Raw genomic sequence first — 19,448 nt, forward strand, 5'->3', positions numbered from 1 at the left:
CGACCGGCTTACCGTTACAGGTATGACTGACTCTGGGAGCGGCGCGGAAGAGTTCGATGTCATCGTGATCGGAGGCGGTCCCGCGGGTGAGAACGCGGCGAGTTACGCCATCGCGGGCAGCGACCGCACCGCGGCGCTGATCGAACACGAACTCGTCGGCGGGGAATGCTCCTACTGGGCGTGCATGCCCAGCAAGGCGCTGCTGCGTCCGGGTGACGTCCTCGGGGCCGCGCGCAACATGCCCGGGGTGTCCGCCGGTCCGCTCGACGTGGACGCCGTGCTGGCGCGACGCGACTCGTTCACCAGCAACCACGACGACTCGTCGCAGGTGATGTGGGCCGACTCGCAGGGAATCGACGTCATCCGCGGATCGGCACGCATCACCGGGGACCGCACGGTGACGGTCGGCGATTCCCGCGAGCTGCGCGCCCGGCACGCCGTCGTGGTCGCCACCGGGACGACCGCCGCGGTCCCCGACACCCCCGGCCTTCGGGCGGCGTTGCCGTGGATCTCGCGGGACGCCACCAACCTGAGAGAAGTTCCGCGCCGGGTCGCCGTGATCGGCGGCGGCGTCGTGGCATGTGAGAGCGCGACGTGGCTGCTGGACCTCGGTGTCGAGGAACTGACGATGGTGGTGCGCGGCCGGGCCCTGCTCCCGAAGAACGAGCCGTTCGCCGGCGAGCGGGTGGCCCGCTCGCTGGAGAAGAAGGGTGCGCAACTCCTGTTCGGCGCGGACCTTCGCGGCGTCGAGCGGCCCGACGCCCGGGACACGGGGATCGGCCGAATCCACGGCGGTCCGGTGACTCTGGACGTGGCGGGACAGGATCCGCTCGTCGTCGACGAGGTCGTCGTCGCGACCGGGCGCACTCCGGCGACGTCGGCGGTCGGCCTCGACGCCCGACTGCTGAACTCCCACGGATACCTCACCACCGACGACCATCTGACGACGGCGGACGAATGGTTGTACGCCGTCGGCGACGCCAACGGCCGCGCGTTGCTCACCCACATGGGCAAGTACCAGGGCCGCGTCTGCGGCGACGTGATCGCCGCCCGCGCCGAGGGCAGGGCGCTGGAGGGGTCCCGATTCCGGGCGACCGCCGACCACGGCCAGGTTCCCCAGGTGGTGTTCGCCGATCCCGAGGTCTCGGCCGTCGGGATCACCGAGCAGGAGGCGCGCGACGCCGGGGTGGACGTCGAGACCGTGGAGGTCGACATCGCCGTCGCCGGCTCGTCACTGGCCCGCGACGATTTCAGCGGTCACGCCAAGCTTGTGGTCGACCGGGCTACCGACACCCTGGTCGGAGCGACGTTCGCGGGCACGGACGTCGGCGAACTCATCCATGCCGCCACCATCGCGCTGGTCGGGAAGGTGCCGCTCGACACGCTGTGGCATGCGGTCCCGTCGTACCCGACCGTGAGCGAGGTGTGGCTGCGGCTGCTGGAGGCGCGGCGCTGAGCCGAACGGAAGACCGTCGGCGGAGGTGAATGCCCCCTCAGGCGGTCTCCGTATAGTTTCCGGCATGGCGTCTGACACTCTCACGACCGACACGCTGGTGAGGACGACCGCAGGGGTGGTCCGTGGCCGGCGCGTCGGCGACCTGGTCGCGTGGCGGGGAATTCCCTACGCGGCTCCCCCGGTCGGGCCGCTGCGGTTGCGCGCACCCCAGCCCGTCACGCCGTGGTCCGGTGAACTCGACGCCACCGAATTCGGCGACGCCGCCGTGCAGCACAAGAAATTCACCGCACTCCGGCCGGGCAAGTATCAGCCGAGTAGCGAGAACTGCCTGACGCTCAACGTGCTGGCCACGCCCGGCACGTCCGGGACGCGTCCGGTGATGGTGTTCATCCACGGCGGCGCGTACACGCTGGGCATGTCGGCCACCGCGCTCTACGGCGGCCAGTCGCTGGTCCGCCGCGGCGACATCGTGTATGTGTCGATCAACTACCGCCTCGGCTCGCTCGGATACCTCGACTTCACCCAATTCTCCACCCCAGAAAGACCTTTCGACTCCAATCTCGGACTCCGCGACCAGGTGGCCGCACTCGAATGGGTGCAACGCAACATCGCCGAATTCGGCGGCGACCCCGACAATGTCACCGTCTTCGGCGAATCCGCGGGCGCCAACGCCGTCACCACACTGATGACCACACCCGCCGCGAAAGGCCTTTTCGCACGGGCGATCTCGGAGAGTTCCGCCCCCGGCCTCGTCACCACCGCCGACCGCGCCGCCCGGTGGGCATCCGACTACGTGACGCTGCTCGGGGCCGAACCCGACACCGCCGCGGAGGCGCTCACCTCGTCACCGGTCGGCGCACTGGGCCGGGCCGGAAATCGTCTCGGCGCGAAGGTGCTGTCGGAGACGCCGGGACTGCACCCGTTCGGCCCCGTGATCGACGGCGACTTCCTGCCGAAGCCGCCGCTCGACGCGTTCGCCGACGGCTCGGCGCACCGGGTTCCGCTGATCATCGGCACCAACGCCCGTGAGGGCACCCTGTTCCCGAAACTCCTGGACGCGCTGCCGACCGACCCCGACCGGATCGGGCGGATGTTCGCCCTCACCGACCCGGGCGCCGAGGCCCGCGTCACCGCCGCGTATCCCGGCTACCCGGCGCCGGACGCGGCCGTCGACCTGGGCGGCGATCTGACGTTCTGGAGGCCGTCGATCGAACTGGCCGAGGCCCACTCCGCGTTCGCCCCCACCTTCAGCTACCGTTTCGACTTCGCTCCGCGCGCCATGAAATGGCTCGGACTGGACGCCACACACGGATTCGAGCTGTTCGCGGTGTTCGACATCGCCGACACCCTGATCGGCCGCGGCCTCACCCTACCGGGCGGTCGTCGCGGACTGAAGGACGTGACGGACACCGTGCAGCGGCACTGGCTGCACTTCGCCTCGCAGGGAACACCGTTGGCGGCATGGCCGAAGTACGACACCGACAGGAGGGCAACACTCGTGTTCGACACCGTCACCACCGTCCAGGACGATCCGCGCCGGGAGCGCAGGCTGGCCTGGGAGGGGTACCGGGGCTACTACGGGCAGGGCCTGTGAACGCTCTCGAGGTCCACACCGATGCCGGCGCCGTCGGAGGGCGCCGGATCGACGACGACCTGACTGCCTGGCGGGGTATCCCCTACGCCGCTCCCCCGGTCGGGCCTCTGCGGTTACGGGCCCCGCAACCGGTCGAGCCGTGGTCGGGGGTCCGGCGGGCCTTCCACTTCGGGTCCCCGGCACCGCAGGGTGGTGAGACCGACGAGGACTGTCTCACCCTGAACGTGCTCGCACCCGGGTCCGCATCCGGATCGCCGCGACCCGTGATGGTCTTCATCCACGGCGGCGCCTACTCCGGCGGGTCCTCGTCCTCGTCGCTCTACAGCGGTGAGTCGCTGGTCCGCCGCGGCGACATCGTGTACGTGTCGATCAACTACCGCCTCGGCTCGCTCGGATACCTCGATTTCACCCAGTTCTCCACCCCCGAACGGCCTTTCGACTCCAACCTCGGACTCCGCGACCAGGTGGCCGCACTCGAATGGGTGCAACGCAACATCGCCGAGTTCGGCGGCGACCCCGACAACGTGACCGTCTTCGGCGAATCCGCGGGCGCCAACGCCGTCACCACACTGATGACCACCCCCGCCGCGAAAGGACTGTTCGCACGGGCCATCGCGGAAAGCCCTCCGGTGGCGTCCGCGTATCACCCCGAGCGGGCCGCGCGGTGGTCGCGCGAATTCCTCGAGATCGCCGGGGTCCCGCTCGCCGACGCCGCGACGTGGCTCGAGACCGCCGACCCGGCCGACTTCGTCGAGGCGGGGACGACACTGGCGCACCGGGGCGCCGACGAGGAACCGGGAACCCGCGCGTTCGCGCCCGTCGTCGACGGCTTCTTCCTTCCCACGCATCCGCTCGACTGTTTCGCTTCCGGTTCCGGGCACCCGGTGCCGCTGATCATCGGCACGAACCGCCACGAGGGCAGGGTATTTCCCCGGTTCCTGAACATCCTGCCCACCGATCCCACCCGGATCGACAAGATGTTCTCGCACGTGGACGCGTCGGTGAAGGAACGGGCCATCGCCGCCTACCCCGGTTATCCCGGTCGGCGTGCGGCAGCGGACCTCGGCGGCGACGTGACGTTCTGGGAACCGTCCGTCCTGTGCGCACAGGGCCACACGACCATCGCACCGACCTACAGCTACCGGTACGACTTCGCACCCCGGCTACTCTGTGTCCTCGGGCTGGGCGCCACCCACGCCACGGAGATGTACGCGGTGTTCGGATTGACCGGGCCGTGGGCGCGGCTGCTCACCGCGCTCGGGGGCCGCCGCGGGCTGCGGGCCGTCACCGACACCGTCCAGTCGCACTGGCTGCACTTCGCCCGGCACGGGACCCCGGCACCCGGATGGCCCCGGTACTCGCCGGAGCGCCGGGAGACGCTCATCATCGACGACACGAGCCGGGTGGAGAACGATCCGCTCGGCGAGCGTCGACGCGCTTGGCTGGGGTACGAACACCGACGCTAGGCCGAACCCGCGGCGAGCCGCATACGTAACGGCCTCACCCGTGGCCGCGCCGTCGGTTCGTTCCACGGTGCGTCCCTCCCGGTTGCCCTACTCTCGTAGAGACCTGCATTCGGGAGGCGAGAATGACCGAGTCGAACGATCTCGCAGGCCGCACCATGGTGGTCACCGGTGCCACCTCGGGGCTCGGCCTGGAGACCTGCCGCCAACTCGCACGCCGCGGGGCCACCGTCGTCCTGGTCGGCCGGGACCAGGACAGGATCGACGCGGTGATCGCCGAACTGTCCGAGAGCGCCGATCGCGACCGGCTGAATTCGGCGCTCGCCGACCTGTCCTCGCTCGATCGGGCCCGCAAGCTGTCCGAGGAACTGCTGCACCGGTTCCCGCGGATCGACGTGCTGGTGAACAACGCCGGCATCGCCGTGGGGCGTCGTCAGCTGACGGTCGACGGCATCGAAGAGATGTTCGCCGTGAACTACCTCGCGCCGTTCGTGCTGGCGACGTCGCTGGCTCCGGCGATGGCTGCGGCGTCGACTGCCGACGCCGCCGGGTACCGGCATCCGGCACGCATCGTGGACGTCAACTCGTCGGGACATCGGGGCGGGCACCTCGACTTCGACGACCTCGACGGCACGAAGGACACGTTCCACGGCCAGCGTGCGTACAACAACTCGACACTCGCCCTGACCCTGTTCACGCGGGAGTTGGCGCGCCGGTCCGATCCCGCGAGGCTGGTCGTCAATTGCGCCGACCCCGGCTTCGTCCGCGGCACCTCCCTCGGGCGGGGTCTGCTGTTCGGCCACCAGGTGGTGGGGACGCTCCTGACCCCGTTCACGGCCGACGTCGCGAAGGCTGCGGAAACGGTGGTCTGGACCGCCACCGCGACGGAGAGCGGCAAGTTCACCGGCGAATACGTCAAGGGTTGCAAGGTTGTTCACCCGAGCAAGGACGCACGTGACGCCGAACTCGCCGCGCGGTTGTGGGACGCTACCGAGGCACTACTCGCCGGCCGCGGTGCGGCCCGCCCCTGACGCCGGTCAGTTCGGATCCTCGAACAGCGACAGCACGTTGTCGTGCGGATCCCGGAACCACGCGACGCGGATGCCGTCCGGGGCGCGCCAGGCCGCATGCTCGTCCTGATCCATCCCCGGGTACTCGGTGAACTCGATGCCCTTGCTGCGCAGTGATTCGACGACCTTGTTCAGGTCGGCGACCTTCCACCCCAGCACGGTGTACCCGGTGTCGGCCTTCGCCTGCACCAGCGTGACCCGGAGCAGGGAGCCGTTGCAATCGAGGGCCAACGCGAACTCGTCCCGTGAGACGAGAGTCAGCCCCAGGGTCTCCACGTAGAACATCTCCGAGACGTCCAGATCGGTGCTGGCCACGAAACTCACGAGCTCACCCTGAAGACTCATGAATCAACTGTGCCCCGCGGACCCGCAGGCAGGCAAGAGCGCGGGGTCACCCGGGGCGGCTCCGGTGACCCGGGGCACACGGCCGGGCACCCGCAAGTTAACGTCGATTCGACAGGTTGTCTCGCACCGGAATGAGGAACTCGCGTGTCTGCTCCAGTTACAGAGAAGAAGGGCCCCCTCGCGGGCATTCGCGTCGTCGAATTCGCAGGCCTCGGACCGGGCCCGCACGCCGCCGCCCTCCTGGCCGATCTCGGCGCCGACGTGGTGTGCGTCCAGCGTCCCGGAGTGATTCCGCCGGACGGCCCGTACGACCAGATCCAGCGTGGTCGTCGCGTCGTCGAGGCCAACCTGAAGGACCCTGAGCAGGTCGAGAAGGTCCTCGGCCTGATCGAGCGCGCGGACGTCGTGATCGAGGGCTTCCGCCCCGGGGTCACCGAGCGCATGGGCCTGGGCCCCGACGTCTGCCTCGGGCGCAACGAGCGGCTCGTGTACGGACGGATGACGGGCTGGGGCCAGGAGGGTCCGCTGGCCAGCGCCGCCGGGCACGACATCAACTACATCTCGCTGACCGGTGTCCTGCACGCCATCGGCCGCAAGGGTGAACGTCCCGTGCCGCCGCTGAACATGGTCGGCGACTTCGGCGGCGGTTCGATGTTCCTGATCTTCGGGATCCTGTCGGCGCTGGTCGAACGCCAGTCGTCCGGCAAGGGCCAGGTCGTGGATGCGGCGATGGTCGACGGCGCACTCGCCCTGTCGCACATGATGTGGGCGTTCCGCGGTCGCGGCGTCTGGTCCGACGAGCGCGGCGTCAACCTGCTCGACACCGGCGCGCCGTTCTACGACACCTACGAGACGTCCGACGGCAAGTACATGGCCGTCGGCTCGATCGAGCCGCAGTTCTACGCCCTGCTGTTGCAGGGCCTCGAACTCGACCCCGCCGAACTGCCGCAGCAGATGGACATCTCGGCGTGGCCGCAGATGAAGAAGGTCTTCGCCGAGAAGTTCCTGTCGAAGACCCGCGACGAGTGGGCTGCCATCTTCCTCGGCACCGACGCCTGCGTGTCGCCCGTGCTGACGTTCGCGGAGGCGCCGTCCAACGAGCACATCGCCGCCCGCGGGTCGTTGATCGACCTCGACGGCGTCACCCAGCACGCCCCGGCGCCGCGGTTCTCCCGCACCCCTGCCGGCGCACCCACCCCGCCTGCCCGCGAAGGCGTCGACATCGACACCGTCTGGACCTGATCCCCACGTGAGTGGCGAAGCGTGTCCCGGCACGCTTCGCCACTCACGGGCTCAGACGACGAGGGACGGCTCCGCGAGCTCACGGTCGACGGCCAGCGTGTCGTACGCTGCCGCGATGCAGTCGACACCGCGGCGCAGCTCGTCGGACGTCCGCGCGTACGGGAGCCGGACGAACCGCTCGAACGCGCCCTCCACACCGAAGCGCGGTCCCGCCGCCAGCAGCACCCCGAAGTTGGGGGCCGTCGCGGCCAGCGCCGTCGACACCGGCGCGGGCATGCGCAGCCACAGCGACATCCCTCCCGAACCGATGGTCGGGATCCAGTCCGGCAGGCGGTCGGCGAGAGCGTCGAGCATCGCGCTCCGCTGTTCCCGCAGCTCCGCCCGGCGTCGTGCGAGGACGAGTTCGTCGTCGGAGAGCAGATGCGCCGCCGCGAGCTGGTCCATCACCGGCGTGCCCAGATCGACCGCGGCCCGCGCCCCGGCGAGCCGGGTGATCAGGGCCGGATCGGCGCGAATCCAGCCGACGCGCAGCCCGCCCCAGAACGACTTCGCCGCCGACCCGATCGTCACGACCTCCGACTTCGCGGCTCCCCTGCCGTGCGCCGCGACCGGCCCCGGGGACGGCTCATCCAGCCACAGGTCGACCATCGTCTCGTCCACCACCAGGGTCATGCGGGTGTCGCGCGCGATCCGCGCCAATTCGGCCCGCCCGGACCCGTCGAGGCACAGTCCGGTGGGGTTGTGGAAGTCCGGGATCAGGTACGCCATCCGGGCCGCGGTCTGCCGGGCGGCGCTGCGGATTCCGTCGAGATCCCACGCCCCGGACGCCCCGCCCTCCGGACGGACCGGGACCGGGACCGGACGCGCACCGACCCTGCGGATCGCCTCCAGCGCGTTGGGGTACGTGGGGTGATCGACCAGCACCCGCTCCCCCGGCGCCGTGAGCACGTTGAGGAGCAGCCGCAGTGCATGCTGGGCACCGGAGGTGACCATGATCTGCTCGGGCGAGGTCTCCAGCCCTCGTGCCCGGTAGCGGGCGGCGATCACGTCCCGCAACGCGCCGATCCCGACCGGCTCCATTCCGTGCGTCGGCAGGAACTGCGGAAGCGATTGCAACGCATAGGCGTAGGCCTGCTCGACCGCCTCCGCGGGCGCGGCCATCGCGGCATAGCTGAGATCGACCACCGAACTGTCGGAACCGGGCTGGTGCGCCCGGAACATCAGCCCGTTCTGCCGTGCCCCGAGCGGCAGCGCGACAGTGCTGCGCGACCCCTGACGGCTGATGAGATACCCCTCGTCCCGGAGCACCGAATACGATGACGTGATCGTGGTCCGGCTCAACTCCAGCATCGACGCCAGTTCGCGCTCGCTCGGCAACGCGACCCCCAGCGGGATGCGGCCGTCGTGCACGAGCAGGCGGATCCCGTCGGCCAGCGCCCGGTAGGCGGGCCGCGCGGCCGACCGCCGGCTGCTGTCGTCCTGCCAGTTGCCGAGGTCCCTGGCCAGGGAGCGTGCACCGAGTACGCGAGTCATCATGCAGTCCAGTATCAACCTCTTGGCTATTCAACTCAAAGCCAGTTCTGGCGAAGCTCGAATCCATGACGACACTGATCACCCTCGCGTGCATGCTTCTCCTGGCCGCAGCGGTCGCGCACTACGGCCCCAAAGAGGGAGGTACGGGCGTGTTTCGCCTGGAGCAGTTCCGGATCGGCGCCCCTCTCGGCGGAATCTTTACCGACCAGCCGACCAGTCCAGAAGATCCGGACTGGCCTGGTTCAGACGATCAGCGCGCCGGCGGCGGCAGCAGCTGACTGAAGAGCACCGTCCCGGCCGCGTCGAGGAGGTCCACCCGCAACTCCGACGTCTGCCCGTCGATGAACACCTCACCGAAGTGCTGGTATCCGTCGAGCGGCGACGAGTTGGGTGCGGGCGGCGCGTGCACGAACACGGCCTCGGGGCCGAACGTGGCGTCGAGGTCGTTCGGACCGAAGCCGCCCGAGTTGAGTGGACCGGAGACGAACTCCCAGAACTCGTCGAAATCCTTGTACGCGGCGCGGTCGGGAGAGTACCGGTGCGCGGCGGTGTAGTGCACGTCCGCAGTGAGCCATACCGTCCCGGTGATCCGCCCCGCCTTGATCGCCGACAGCACCTGGGCGATCTCGGATTCCCGGCCCGACGGCTGACCGGGCTCCCCGTTCGCGACGCCCTCGAACGCGGTGTCGCCGTCCGGGACCACCACCCCGAGCGGGAGGTCGTTGGCGATGATCTTCCACGTCGCCGTGGACGCACCGAGTTCCCGGATCAGCCAGTCCTTCTGGGCCGCACCGAGAATCTGCCCGGCCGCACCGGTGTTGACCCCGTTCGCGTCCTTGTAGGTGCGCATGTCGAGGACGAACACGTCGAGCAGTGGCCCGTACCCGATCTTGCGGTAGACGCGACCGTCGACCGCGTCGGCCGGCTCCGTCGGCAGCCACTCGTGGTACGCCTGGAATGCCCTCTGCGCCAGCACGTCCACGTTCTTCTCCGTGTACGTGTCGAGATCGAGGACCTCACCGGGGTACCAGTTGTTGACGGTCTCGTGATCGTCCCATTGAACGATCTGCGCCACAGAGGAATTGAACCTGCGGTAGTTGTCGTCGGTGAGGTTGTACGCGTACTGGCCGCGGTACTGGTCCAGCGTCTGCGCGACCGCGCTCTTCGCCTCACTGACCGTGTTCCGCCACACGCGTCCGTCCGGCAGCGTGAAGGACTCCTTCAGCGGACCGTCGGCGTACACGACGTCGCCCGAGTGCAGGAACAGGTGCGGGTCGCGCGCGGCCATCGTGTCGAAGATTCGCATTCCGCCGATGTCCGGATTGATTCCGTACCCCTGACCAGCCGTGTCCCCGGACCACTGCAACCGGATGTCCCCTGCGGCGCTCGGAGCGGTGCGGAAGACACCCGTCACCGCCTCCGAGGTGGCGCCGTCGTCGCCTTCGAGAGTCACCCGGTAGTGCACCTGCTGCCCTGCGGGTAGTCCGGTCAGCCGCAGCCGTCCGGTGCCGTCCGTGTCCGGAGTGAGCAGTCCACCCTCGAACCGCATCGGGTCGGTGAAGGACTCGGTGGCCGAGGTCTCCACGATCATCGTGGCGGGACGGTCGGACCTCGCCCAGACGAGCGCACCGTCGGCTCGCACGTCCCCCGCCGCGACACCGTGCGTCAGGGTGGGTCGTTCACGGACCAGCGCCGGACCCGCACTACCGGAATCGGAGCACGCGGCGGCGGGCACGGCCAGCAACCCGAGTGCGGTGGAGCGGAGCAGGGCACGGCGGGACAGGTACACGGAAACATCTCCTCGGTCGGCGAGCTTCGAGGATGTCCAACCGCGGTCAACGGAAGGTGAACGTCAGATGTGGGAGGCATACTGGATTGGTGACCACAGGAATCGCCCTGTTCGACACGGCCCTCGGCACCTGCGCCATCGCGTGGCGGGCCGCCGGAATCGTGGGTGTGCAATTGCCCGAAGGTTCACCCGAATCCACCCGGCAGCGTCTCGAACACTGTTTCCCGGATGCGGTGGAGCACCAGCCGCCGGCACCGGTCCAGCGGGCCATCGACGGAATACGCGAACATCTGGGCGGCGCACTCGACGATCTGCGGTGGATCGACCTCGACTTCGAGGGAGTCCCCGAATTCGACTGCACCGTATACGACCTCACCCGCGCAATCGACCCGGGCACCACGCTCACCTACGGCGACATCGCGGCGGAACTCGGCAAGCCGGGTGCCGCGCAGGCCGTCGGTCAGGCCCTCGGCCGTAACCCGCTGCCGATCGTGATCCCGTGCCATCGCGTCCTCGCCGCCGGCGGGCAGGTGGGCGGCTTCTCCGCCGGCGGCGGCACCCTCACCAAGCGCGAACTGCTGGCCCTCGAGCACACTCCGGGTTTCGACGACCCGGTGCTGTTCTGATCAGCGCCTGCGGGTCGCCGACGAGTTCGCGCGCCAACGCCGCGGCCGCCGCCATCCTGTCGCCGCCCGGAACCCGGAGGGTCCGGACGGCCCGCTGATCCGCACCGGTCACCCTGGCGCATCCCAGCACGAACGCCTGCCCGCCGGCGAGTATCGCCCGCTCCACCGCGTGGACGAACGCGTCCACCGTCGACCTCGGGTCACCCTCGAACACCCAGACGCCCAGATCCGTCGACACCACCGCCACACACCTACCGGTGTCCGGCGTGTCGTGCCCGAATGCCTCCAGGACGGCGGCCGCTGCGTGGAAGCTGTCGTACCACCGGCCGGCCGGCGTCCGGGTACTCGCTTCGACAGTCCTGATCATCGGCTCGAATGTATCGCGGATCGCCGAATGTCGCATCGGTTCAATTCAACTGAACCGATGTCACATTCGGCGACAGGCGCGCGGACTACCGCACCACGTCGCGGCGGACGATGGTCTCGTCGCGGCCGGGGCCGACACCGATGCAGGAGATGTACGCACCCGACAGTTCCTCGAGGCGCAGGACATAGTTCTGCGCGTTCTTGGGGAGCTCCTCGAACGTCCGGGCATGGGAGATGTCTTCCCACCAACCGGGCATTTCCTCGTAGATCGGCTTCGCGTGATGAACGTCGGTCTGCGACATGGGCATCTCGTCGTACCGCACGCCGTCGACGTCGTAGCCGACGCAGATCGGGATGGTGTCGAGGCTGCTGAGCACGTCGAGCTTGGTGAGGAAGTAGTCGGTGATGCCGTTGACACGCGTTGCGTAGCGGGCGATCACGGCGTCGAACCATCCGGTGCGACGAGCGCGGCCGGTGGTGACACCCACCTCGCCGCCGGTCTTGGCGAGATATTCGCCGTTCTGGTCGAAGAGTTCGGTCGGGAACGGGCCCGAGCCGACGCGGGTGGTGTACGCCTTGAGGATGCCCAGCACCGTGGTGATCTTGGTGGGTCCGATGCCCGAACCGACCGCTGCGCCACCGGACGTCGGGTTGGACGACGTCACGTAGGGGTAGGTGCCGTGGTCGACGTCGAGGAGCGTGCCCTGCGAACCCTCCAGCAGCACCGTCTCGCCGCGCTCGAGTGCCTCGTTGAGCTGCAGGCGCGTGTCCGCGATCCGGTGCTTGAACCCGTCTGCCTGCTCGAGCACCTCGTCGACGACCTGCTGCGGGTCAAGGGCCTTGCGGTTGTAGATCTTGACGAGCACCTGGTTCTTGAACTCGAGTGCCGCCTCGACCTTCTGGGTGAGGATCTTCTCGTCCAGCACGTCCTGCACGCGGACGCCGACACGCGCGAGTTTGTCCTGGTAGCAGGGCCCGATGCCGCGGCCGGTGGTGCCGATCTTCTTGGCCCCGAGGAAGCGTTCGGTGACCTTGTCGATGGCAACGTGGTACGGCATGATCAGGTGCGCATCGGCCGAGAGCAGCAGGCGGCTGGTGTCCACACCCCGCTCGTCGAGTCCGGCGAGTTCGGTGAGCAGCACTCCCGGGTCCACCACGACACCGTTGCCGATGACGTTCGTGACGCCCGGAGTGAGGATTCCGGACGGGATCAGATGCAGCGCGAACTTGTCGCCGTTCGGAAGAACCACAGTGTGTCCGGCGTTGTTACCGCCCTGGTAGCGCACCACCCACTGCAGGCGTCCGCCCAGTAGATCGGTAGCTTTGCCCTTGCCCTCGTCGCCCCACTGGGCGCCGATCAGGACGATTGCCGGCATGACGTTGTCTCCTACGGTCGACGTACAGTCGTATCCGACTGCGTGGTCCTGCCGTTCGTAGGCAGTGGCCGGGGGAACAGTCTAGCCGAGGGCACGGAGAACAGACCCCACAGTACGGCTGGGGAGGCCATCTCGGGCGTGCCACTAGGATGATCCGAAAGGGAAGCTGCGGAAATCGCGGCGGGACATCCGGGCGAGGAGTGGCGTTGACCCCCGTAGTGCTCATTTGCGGCGACGTGCCGCTTCCCCTACCTCTGGGCTCCATTTCGACCTCGAGCGCACCTGCCGTCCCGGACAAGGACGACTTCGACGAGGTCTTCTCCAAACTTCAGGTCGTCGTGGATCCGCGACTGATCGTGGTGGGCAGCGACGCCGCCTTCGCGGCCACCCTGACCCGGTTGATGCGCACCGAACGCCTGCACATCGAACTCGCGTACGTCGCGGAGCATCGTTCGGAGGCGACGGACGCCTACCACCTGTCCTCCGGTGCCCGCGGCGCCCGCACCGCGCTGAAGGGGACGGCCAAGCCGGTCCCCCTCATCCGCGACGACGCGGGCATCGCGCTCGTCGGGTGCGCCACCGTCACGGGTCCGGACGGGGGGCCGCTCGTCGGCGAGGCCTACGTCGACGACACCCGGTTGTTCTCGGGGACGACGACGAGCATGAACGTCACCCCGACCCCACGGATGCCCGGTCTGCGGGCGTCGGTCGAACCTCGCAGGCGCTGGCTGCCCCGCCGCTGGGTGGAGGGCCGCGCCGTGCAGCTCGGGTCGCCCGCCGCGGCGCTGACCCGCGACGGCGTGCCGAACCCGCGCGAAGTCAAGCGTTCGACGTTCTACCGTCACGACCAAGAGTGGTTGCTGGTCCGATGAGCCTGCCCCGGGCGCGGACCACCGCGGTACGCCCCAGTCCGGTGTTCCTTCTGGTCGTCGCCGTGGCGGTCGCCGGCGGTGTTCTCGCGTGGCGCGCCGAACTGGAGTCCGTCCTCGGCCACGTCGGGGTGTTCCTGCTCGTGGTCGCGGGATGGGTGGTGACGCTCTGCCTGCACGAGTTCGCGCACGCGTTCACGGCGTGGCGGCACGGCGACACCGACGTCGAGGTGCGCGGCTATCTCACGCTCAACCCGGTGAAGTACAGCCACCCGCTGCTGTCGATCGGTCTGCCGGTGCTGTTCATCGCACTCGGCGGGATCGGGTTGCCCGGCGGCGCCGTGTACCTGCGCACCGGACTGTTCTCGCCGAAGGTGCAGGCGCGGGTGTCGCTCGCCGGACCCGCCGTGAATCTGGTGTCCGCGATCGTCCTCCTCGCGGTGATCCGCTGGTTCGGGCTGGGCGGCGACCACCAGGCATTCTGGACGGGACTGAGTTTCCTCGCGTTCCTGCAGGTGATGGCCACCGTGCTCAATCTCCTGCCGGTACCCGGACTCGACGGGTACGCCGCGCTCGAGCCGTTCCTGCCGCCCCGCACCCGCAGGTCCGTCGACCAGTTCAAGCCGTACGGACTGCTGATCCTCGTGGCGCTGCTGTTCGTGCCGTCGATCAACGTGGTGTTCTTCGACGTCATCTACCGGCTGTTCGAACTGTCCGGGGTTCCGGAGATCTACGCGCAGTACGGCAACTACCTGATGCGCTTCTGGCTCTGACCCGTGAGTACTTATTAACCGCGGGCGGTTGAGAAGTACTCACGGGCGGGACGCATCCTCTTCGGTGAAGTTGGGGGTCAGCCGCAGTTCCGCCAGCAGCACCTCACGGTCGGGGCTGCGGACCTCGACGCGCACGGGTTCGCCGGTCGCGTCGTCCCGCATCCCGATGGGCGCACCGTGCTTGCCCTGGAGGTACTTGTCGCCCCACTGCATCAGCGCGAGCACGGCGGGCAGGAGGTCGCGCCCCTTCTCGGTGAGCACGTATTCGTAGCGGGTGCGCTGCCCGGGCTCCTTGTAGGGTTGCCGCTCGAACAGTCCCTCGGCCGTTAGTTCACGCAGCCTGGACGCCGCCACTGCCTCGGTGATGCCGACCCGTTTCGCGAAGTCGTCGAATCGCGTGGTGCCGTAGTAGGCCTCGCGCAGGATCAGGACGGCCGAACGCGTGCCGATCACGTCCATCGCCTTGCCGATGGAGCAGTGCGTCGCCCGCCAGGTGTCGCGATCTGCCAGAAAGCCGTCCAACCGTGCCGCGTCCATGCACCTCAGCATAGCTGACTTGCAAATTCCATAGTCAGCGCTCACAGTTTCCAGGACAGGTGCGACAACCCGCTGGCGTCGAGCTCGAGCCCGCGCGGAGTCGACACCAGTCGCAGCAGCACCTCCTGACATCCCGGGCACCGCACGACGACACCGGGCGCACGCATATAGACGTGCACCGCCGCCATCGGTCCGTCGAGACCGCAGAACCGGCACTGCCCGGTTGCCGCGGTGAGGTCGTGAACGAAGATCTCCGCGAACGGCCCGCCGAGAACGTTCCCGTCCTCGAAGTCGTTGCCCTGCAACGCACTCATCGACAATTCCTTCCTCCGGTCACGGCCCCGAAGGACCGAATCTCTCGGTCTTGATGTCGTCCGGCGAATGCCCGAGCGAGAGCAGCAGGCGAGCCGCCTCCTCGACGAATCCGGTGGGCCCGCAGACGAAGCAGCGCGGCGCGAAGTCCGCCGGCCATCCCCATGCCGCGAGATCGGCGGCAGTGATCCGACCCGCCGGACGCCGCGGCGAGTCCTCACGGGTGCAGAGGACGAACGTCTCGACTCCCCCGTCGCCGCTCCCGGGCCGGTTCAGCTCGTCCGCGAACAATTCGTCGGCCTGCGTCCGAAGGGAATACACGAGCCGGAACGGCGTGCGGTCGTGCCGGAACCGCCGCTCGCGAATCATCGACATCAGCGGCACGATCCCCGACCCACCCGCGACGAGAAGCACCGGCGCGCCGCCACCCTCGCGCGGCGACCACACGAACCAGCCACCGATCGGTCCGCGCACCTCGATCAGATTGCCCGCGGCGAACACATCGGTCAGATACGGAGACACCTCACCGTCCGCCACCCGCTGGACGACCAACTGCAATCGCCACCCACCCGGTGAACGCTCGGCCGGCGACGCCAGCGAGTAGCTCCGTTCGGTGGTGTATCCGTCGGGACCGGTCAGGCGGAGATCGACGTGCTGCCCGGCGCGATGCCCCGGCCAGTCCGGGACCTCGAGGACCAGTGCCCGCGCACTCGCCGTCTCGGGCCACGACTCGACGAGTTCCGCCACTCGCCAGCTGAGCACGGCGCGGCCCAGAAGTTCACTGGTCACCCTGGTACCTCTGCTCCCGCCACGGGTCGCCGCGATCGTGGTATCCGAGTTGCTCCCAGAAGCCCGGGACGTCCTGGGTGACGAGCTGAATCGACCGAACCCACTTCGCGGACTTCCACAGGTAGAGATGCGGCACGAGCAGACGGGCCGGACCCCCGTGCACCGGCGCGAGGGGCGCCCCCTCGTAGGTGTGCACGATCCACGCCTTGCCGCCGAGGATGTCGGCGATGGGGAGGTTCGTGGTGTAGCCGCCGTCGCATCCGGCGAGGACGAATCCCGCGGACGTCTCGACGTCCGCGAACAGGGTGTCGAGCGAGACCCCCTTCCACGACGTTCCGAACTTCGACCAACGTGTGACGCAGTGGAGGTCGACCGTCGGCCGCTCCTGCGGGAGCTTCATGAATTCGGCCCACGACCACTCGTGGCGCCGGCCGGTCTCGTCGGTCACGGTCAGCGTCCACGTCTCGGTCGGGACGCGGGGCGTCGGTCCTGCCGAGAGGACCGGGAAATCGCCGACCTCGTACTGCCCGGGCGGAAGAGAGTGCTCGCTGCGAGGTCTGCCGTGGAATCCGGGGGTCAGAACTGCCATGCCTCACGTTAGGACCGCCTCGGGATCTCTGCAGCGCAAACCGTCGATCCGAGGCGTCCGTCACACCTGACTTGCCATGGCCATAGTCAGGTGTAGATTGCTGACTATGGCTCTCAATAGTCAGGTGCGTGAGGAAGTGCGGCTCGGCCCGCTCCTCACCGTCCTTTCCGGCGCGCCGTTCGTCGCCAGCCTCGATCTGTTCGTCGTCAACGTCGCGTTCGGCGACATCGCGGCGAGCTACCCCGGCTACAGCCTCGGCGACCTCAGCTGGGTGCTGGGCGGCTATGCGATCGTGTTCGCCGCACTCCTGGTTCCGCTCGGACGCTGGGCCGACCGCGTCGGCCGCCGGCGCGGATTCCTTCTCGGGCTGGCGCTGTTCACCGCGGCGAGCGCGGCATGCGCGCTGAGCCCCTCGCTGTGGCTGCTCGTCGCCTTCCGACTGCTCCAGGCCGTCGGTGCCGCCGCCCTGACCCCCGCCAGCCTGGGACTGCTCATCAGCACGGTCCCCGAAGCCACACGTGCGGGCGCGGTCCGGATCTGGGCCGCGTCGGGCGCCGCGGCCGCGGCCTTCGGTCCCGTGGTGGGTGGCCTGCTCGTCGAGGCGTCGTGGCGCTGGGCCTTCCTGATCAACGTCCCCATCGGTATCGCCTTCCTGATCGCCACCGTCCGGTTGGTCCCCGACTTCCGCCCGGCCGCCCGTGACACAAACCTCGACCTGTTCGGCGCCGCCCTGTTGACCGTCGGCATCGGTGCCCTCGCACTCGGGCTGGTCCAGGGACCCGACTGGGGCTGGGGCGACCCCCGAATCGCGCTCGCGTTCACCGTCGCTGCCGCGTCGGTCGCACTGTTCTGGTGGAGAAACAGCAGGCAGCGCGAGCCGCTCATCGAACCCGCCATGCTGAAGGTGCGGACGTTCGCCTGGTCGAACGTGACGGCGCTCGCGTTCAGTGCCGCCTTCGCAGCCGGCCTGCTCGCGAACATCCTGTGGCTGCAGCAGGTGTGGGGGTACTCCGCGCTGCTGACGGGTCTCGCGATCGCGCCGGGCCCGTTGATGGTGCCGGTGTTCGCCGTGGTCGGCCAGTTCCTGTCCCGCAGGTTCTCGGCCGGAGCGATCACCGCGGCGGGCAGCGCCCTGTGGGCGGCCGGCGCCGTGCTCGTTCTCTCGTCCGTCGGGATGGAACCGCAGTACGCGTCGGAACTACTGCCCGGCTGGATGATCGCCGGTGTCGGGGTCGGTCTGGCGTTGCCGACGATCCTGTCGTCCGCCACCGCCGGACTACCGCAGTCGCGCTCGGCCACCGGTAGCGCCGTCGTCACCATGAGCCGTCAGGTCGGAACCGTGCTGGGCGTGAGCATGCTCGTCGCCCTCCTCGGTACGACCGCCGGTGACGAAGACACCCACTCCGCGTTCCAACTCGCCTGGTCGGCGGTGGCCGCGGTCGCCGTCGTCGCCGCACTCACCGCCACACGGATGAATCCACCCCGTGAGTACTTGTCAACCGCCCGCGGTTGATAAGTACTCACAGCACCGAAAGGAACGATCATGAGAGACGCCGTCATCGTCGAGGCCGTCCGCACGCCGATCGGCAAGGGCAAGCCCTCCGGCGCCCTGCACGGAGTGCACCCCGTCGACCTTCTCGCCCACAGCCTGTCGACCCTCGTCGAGCGCACGGGAATCGATCCCGCACTGATCGACGACGTCATCGGCGGCACCGTCACCCAGGTCGGTGACCAGAGCCAGAACATCACCCGCAGTGCGCTTCTCGCCGCCGGATTCCCCGAATCCGTGCCCGGCACGACCGTCGACCGGCAGTGCGGCAGCAGCCAGCAGGCCGTCCACTTCGCCGCGCAGGGCGTGATGTCGGGCGCCTACGACATCGTCGTCGCCGCCGGAGTCGAATCGATGGGCCGAGTTCCCATGGGGTCCAGCAGCATCGGACGCGAATCGATGGGTGTCGGCTTCGAGCGCCGCTACCCCGACGGCCTCGTCCCGCAGGGCATCAGCGCCGAACTCATCGCCGCCCGGTGGGGACTCTCGCGCACCCAGCTGGACGAGTTCGCCCTGCGCAGCCATCAGAAGGCCTCGGCGGCAACGAGTGCCGGGAACTTCGCGAAGGAACTCGCCGTCCTGCCGGAGCTGAGCGTCGACGAGGCCATCCGGCCGGACACGACGCTGGACGCTCTCGCCGGCCTGCGACCGGCCTTCCGCAGTGACTTCCACGAGGAGAGGTTCCCGCAGATCGACTGGTCGATCACCGCGGGCAACAGCAGTCCCCTGTCGGACGGAAGTGCGGCGCTCATGATCACCACGAGTGAGATCGCGGGACGCCTGGGACTGCGGCCGCTGGCCCGGCTCCACAGCTTCTCCGTCGTCGGCGACGATCCGCTGATGATGCTCACCGCGGTCATCCCCGCGACACGCAAGGTGCTGCAGCGCAGCGGCCTCGACATCTCCGACATCGACCTGTTCGAAGTCAACGAGGCCTTCGCGCCGGTGGTCCTGGCCTGGGCCGCGGACACCGGAGCCGACCTGGACCGCGTCAACGTGCACGGCGGCGCGATCGCGCTCGGACATCCGCTGGGGGCCAGCGGCGCCCGGCTCATGACCACGCTGGTGAACGCGATGGACCAGCGCGGGGCCCGGTTCGGCCTGCAGACCATGTGCGAGGCCGGCGGACTCGCCAACGCCACGGTGCTCGAACGACTCCGGTGACGCGGA

The 19,448-nt window shown here is 68.9% G+C and carries 20 protein-coding genes; 11 read left to right on the plus strand and 9 right to left on the minus strand.

Annotated features, from left to right (window positions below; all coding sequences use genetic code 11):
- Positions 1-22: 22 nt before the first annotated feature.
- The 4 genes from QM806_RS26870 (at position 23) to QM806_RS26885 (ending at position 5,544) form a co-directional block, all read left to right on the plus strand.
- Positions 23-1,456 (plus strand): dihydrolipoyl dehydrogenase family protein, encoded by a 1,434-nt coding sequence (locus QM806_RS26870; RefSeq protein WP_005574897.1) that lies wholly within the window; start codon positions 23-25, stop codon positions 1,454-1,456.
- A gap of 64 nt (positions 1,457-1,520) precedes the next feature.
- Positions 1,521-3,050 (plus strand): carboxylesterase/lipase family protein, encoded by a 1,530-nt coding sequence (locus QM806_RS26875; protein ID WP_005574899.1) that lies wholly within the window; start codon positions 1,521-1,523, stop codon positions 3,048-3,050.
- Positions 3,047-4,516 (plus strand): carboxylesterase/lipase family protein, encoded by a 1,470-nt coding sequence (locus QM806_RS26880; protein ID WP_169693148.1) that lies wholly within the window; start codon positions 3,047-3,049, stop codon positions 4,514-4,516. The genes QM806_RS26875 and QM806_RS26880 overlap by 4 nt, the downstream gene beginning before the upstream one ends.
- Positions 4,517-4,638: 122 nt before the next feature.
- On the plus strand, positions 4,639-5,544 hold the full coding sequence (locus tag QM806_RS26885) for an SDR family NAD(P)-dependent oxidoreductase (protein ID WP_005259999.1): 906 nt from the start codon (positions 4,639-4,641) through the stop codon (positions 5,542-5,544).
- 6 nt (positions 5,545-5,550) lie between these two features.
- On the opposite strand, the gene QM806_RS26890 is transcribed toward QM806_RS26885, so the two are convergent.
- Positions 5,551-5,928: a VOC family protein gene (locus QM806_RS26890; protein WP_005260002.1), complete on the minus strand. Its 378-nt coding sequence runs from the start codon at positions 5,926-5,928 to the stop codon at positions 5,551-5,553.
- Positions 5,929-6,072: 144 nt separating this feature from the next.
- Between QM806_RS26890 and QM806_RS26895 the strand changes: the two genes are divergently transcribed.
- Entirely contained in the window at positions 6,073-7,170 is a 1,098-nt protein-coding gene (locus tag QM806_RS26895) for a CaiB/BaiF CoA transferase family protein (protein ID WP_005238498.1), read from the plus strand.
- Positions 7,171-7,221: 51 nt separating this feature from the next.
- Here QM806_RS26895 and yczR read toward each other — a convergent pair whose 3' ends face one another.
- Positions 7,222-8,706: a MocR-like transcription factor YczR gene (gene yczR, locus QM806_RS26900; protein WP_054247810.1), complete on the minus strand. Its 1,485-nt coding sequence runs from the start codon at positions 8,704-8,706 to the stop codon at positions 7,222-7,224.
- Positions 8,707-8,768: 62 nt separating this feature from the next.
- Between yczR and QM806_RS26905 the strand changes: the two genes are divergently transcribed.
- Positions 8,769-8,981, plus strand: a complete 213-nt coding sequence (locus tag QM806_RS26905) for a hypothetical protein (RefSeq protein ID WP_206032596.1) — start codon at positions 8,769-8,771, stop codon at positions 8,979-8,981.
- Here QM806_RS26905 and QM806_RS26910 read toward each other — a convergent pair.
- Positions 8,954-10,492 (minus strand): alkaline phosphatase D family protein, encoded by a 1,539-nt coding sequence (locus tag QM806_RS26910; RefSeq protein WP_167117270.1) that lies wholly within the window; start codon positions 10,490-10,492, stop codon positions 8,954-8,956. The genes QM806_RS26905 and QM806_RS26910 overlap by 28 nt on opposite strands.
- A gap of 32 nt (positions 10,493-10,524) precedes the next feature.
- On the opposite strand from QM806_RS26910, the gene QM806_RS26915 reads away from it, so the two are divergent.
- The gene (locus tag QM806_RS26915) at positions 10,525-11,118 is read left to right on the plus strand and encodes a methylated-DNA--[protein]-cysteine S-methyltransferase (RefSeq protein ID WP_240960719.1); all 594 of its coding nucleotides are present in this window, start codon (positions 10,525-10,527) and stop codon (positions 11,116-11,118) included.
- Here the strand turns inward: QM806_RS26915 and QM806_RS26920 are convergent.
- Positions 11,054-11,485, minus strand: a complete 432-nt coding sequence (locus QM806_RS26920; RefSeq protein WP_240482941.1) for a racemase — start codon at positions 11,483-11,485, stop codon at positions 11,054-11,056. The two genes, QM806_RS26915 and QM806_RS26920, sit on opposite strands and share 65 nt — an antisense overlap.
- An 85-nt stretch (positions 11,486-11,570) precedes the next feature.
- On the minus strand, positions 11,571-12,860 hold the full coding sequence (locus tag QM806_RS26925; protein WP_005260012.1) for an adenylosuccinate synthase: 1,290 nt from the start codon (positions 12,858-12,860) through the stop codon (positions 11,571-11,573).
- Between the two features lie 218 nt (positions 12,861-13,078).
- Here QM806_RS26925 and QM806_RS26930 point away from each other — a divergent pair, with 218 nt between their 5' ends.
- A complete protein-coding gene (locus tag QM806_RS26930; RefSeq protein ID WP_005574912.1) occupies positions 13,079-13,732 on the plus strand; it encodes a hypothetical protein in 654 nt (217 codons plus the stop codon).
- On the plus strand, positions 13,729-14,502 hold the full coding sequence (locus QM806_RS26935; RefSeq protein WP_065489930.1) for a site-2 protease family protein: 774 nt from the start codon (positions 13,729-13,731) through the stop codon (positions 14,500-14,502). Before QM806_RS26930 ends, QM806_RS26935 begins: the two co-directional genes overlap by 4 nt.
- 39 nt (positions 14,503-14,541) lie before the next feature.
- Here the strand turns inward: QM806_RS26935 and QM806_RS26940 are convergent, their stop codons facing one another.
- From QM806_RS26940 to QM806_RS26955, 4 genes are read right to left on the minus strand one after another with little or no spacing between them, the layout of a single operon-like run.
- Positions 14,542-15,039 (minus strand): winged helix-turn-helix transcriptional regulator, encoded by a 498-nt coding sequence (locus QM806_RS26940; RefSeq protein ID WP_005574916.1) that lies wholly within the window; start codon positions 15,037-15,039, stop codon positions 14,542-14,544.
- A gap of 41 nt (positions 15,040-15,080) precedes the next feature.
- Positions 15,081-15,353 carry a DUF6510 family protein gene (locus QM806_RS26945; RefSeq protein ID WP_283293359.1) on the minus strand — a complete coding sequence of 91 codons (273 nt, stop codon included), beginning with the start codon at positions 15,351-15,353 and terminating at the stop codon, positions 15,081-15,083.
- A 19-nt stretch (positions 15,354-15,372) separates the two neighbouring features.
- Positions 15,373-16,140: a ferredoxin reductase gene (locus QM806_RS26950; RefSeq protein ID WP_061045714.1), complete on the minus strand. Its 768-nt coding sequence runs from the start codon at positions 16,138-16,140 to the stop codon at positions 15,373-15,375.
- Positions 16,130-16,729 (minus strand): sulfite oxidase-like oxidoreductase, encoded by a 600-nt coding sequence (locus QM806_RS26955; RefSeq protein WP_005574921.1) that lies wholly within the window; start codon positions 16,727-16,729, stop codon positions 16,130-16,132. The genes QM806_RS26950 and QM806_RS26955 overlap by 11 nt, the downstream gene beginning before the upstream one ends.
- 106 nt (positions 16,730-16,835) lie before the next feature.
- Here QM806_RS26955 and QM806_RS26960 point away from each other — a divergent pair, with 106 nt between their 5' ends.
- Both QM806_RS26960 and QM806_RS26965 read left to right on the plus strand, forming a co-directional pair.
- Positions 16,836-18,242, plus strand: coding sequence for an MFS transporter (locus QM806_RS26960; protein ID WP_169693145.1), 1,407 nt, complete (start codon positions 16,836-16,838; stop codon positions 18,240-18,242).
- Positions 18,243-18,272: 30 nt separating this feature from the next.
- Positions 18,273-19,442 (plus strand): thiolase family protein, encoded by a 1,170-nt coding sequence (locus QM806_RS26965; RefSeq protein ID WP_120659481.1) that lies wholly within the window; start codon positions 18,273-18,275, stop codon positions 19,440-19,442.
- The last annotated feature ends 6 nt before the right edge of the window (positions 19,443-19,448 follow it).

Origin of the sequence: Rhodococcus sp. IEGM 1351, assembly GCF_030056875.1 — a bacterium.
In the GTDB taxonomy this organism is placed as follows: Bacteria; Actinomycetota; Actinomycetes; order Mycobacteriales; family Mycobacteriaceae; genus Rhodococcus_F; species Rhodococcus_F opacus.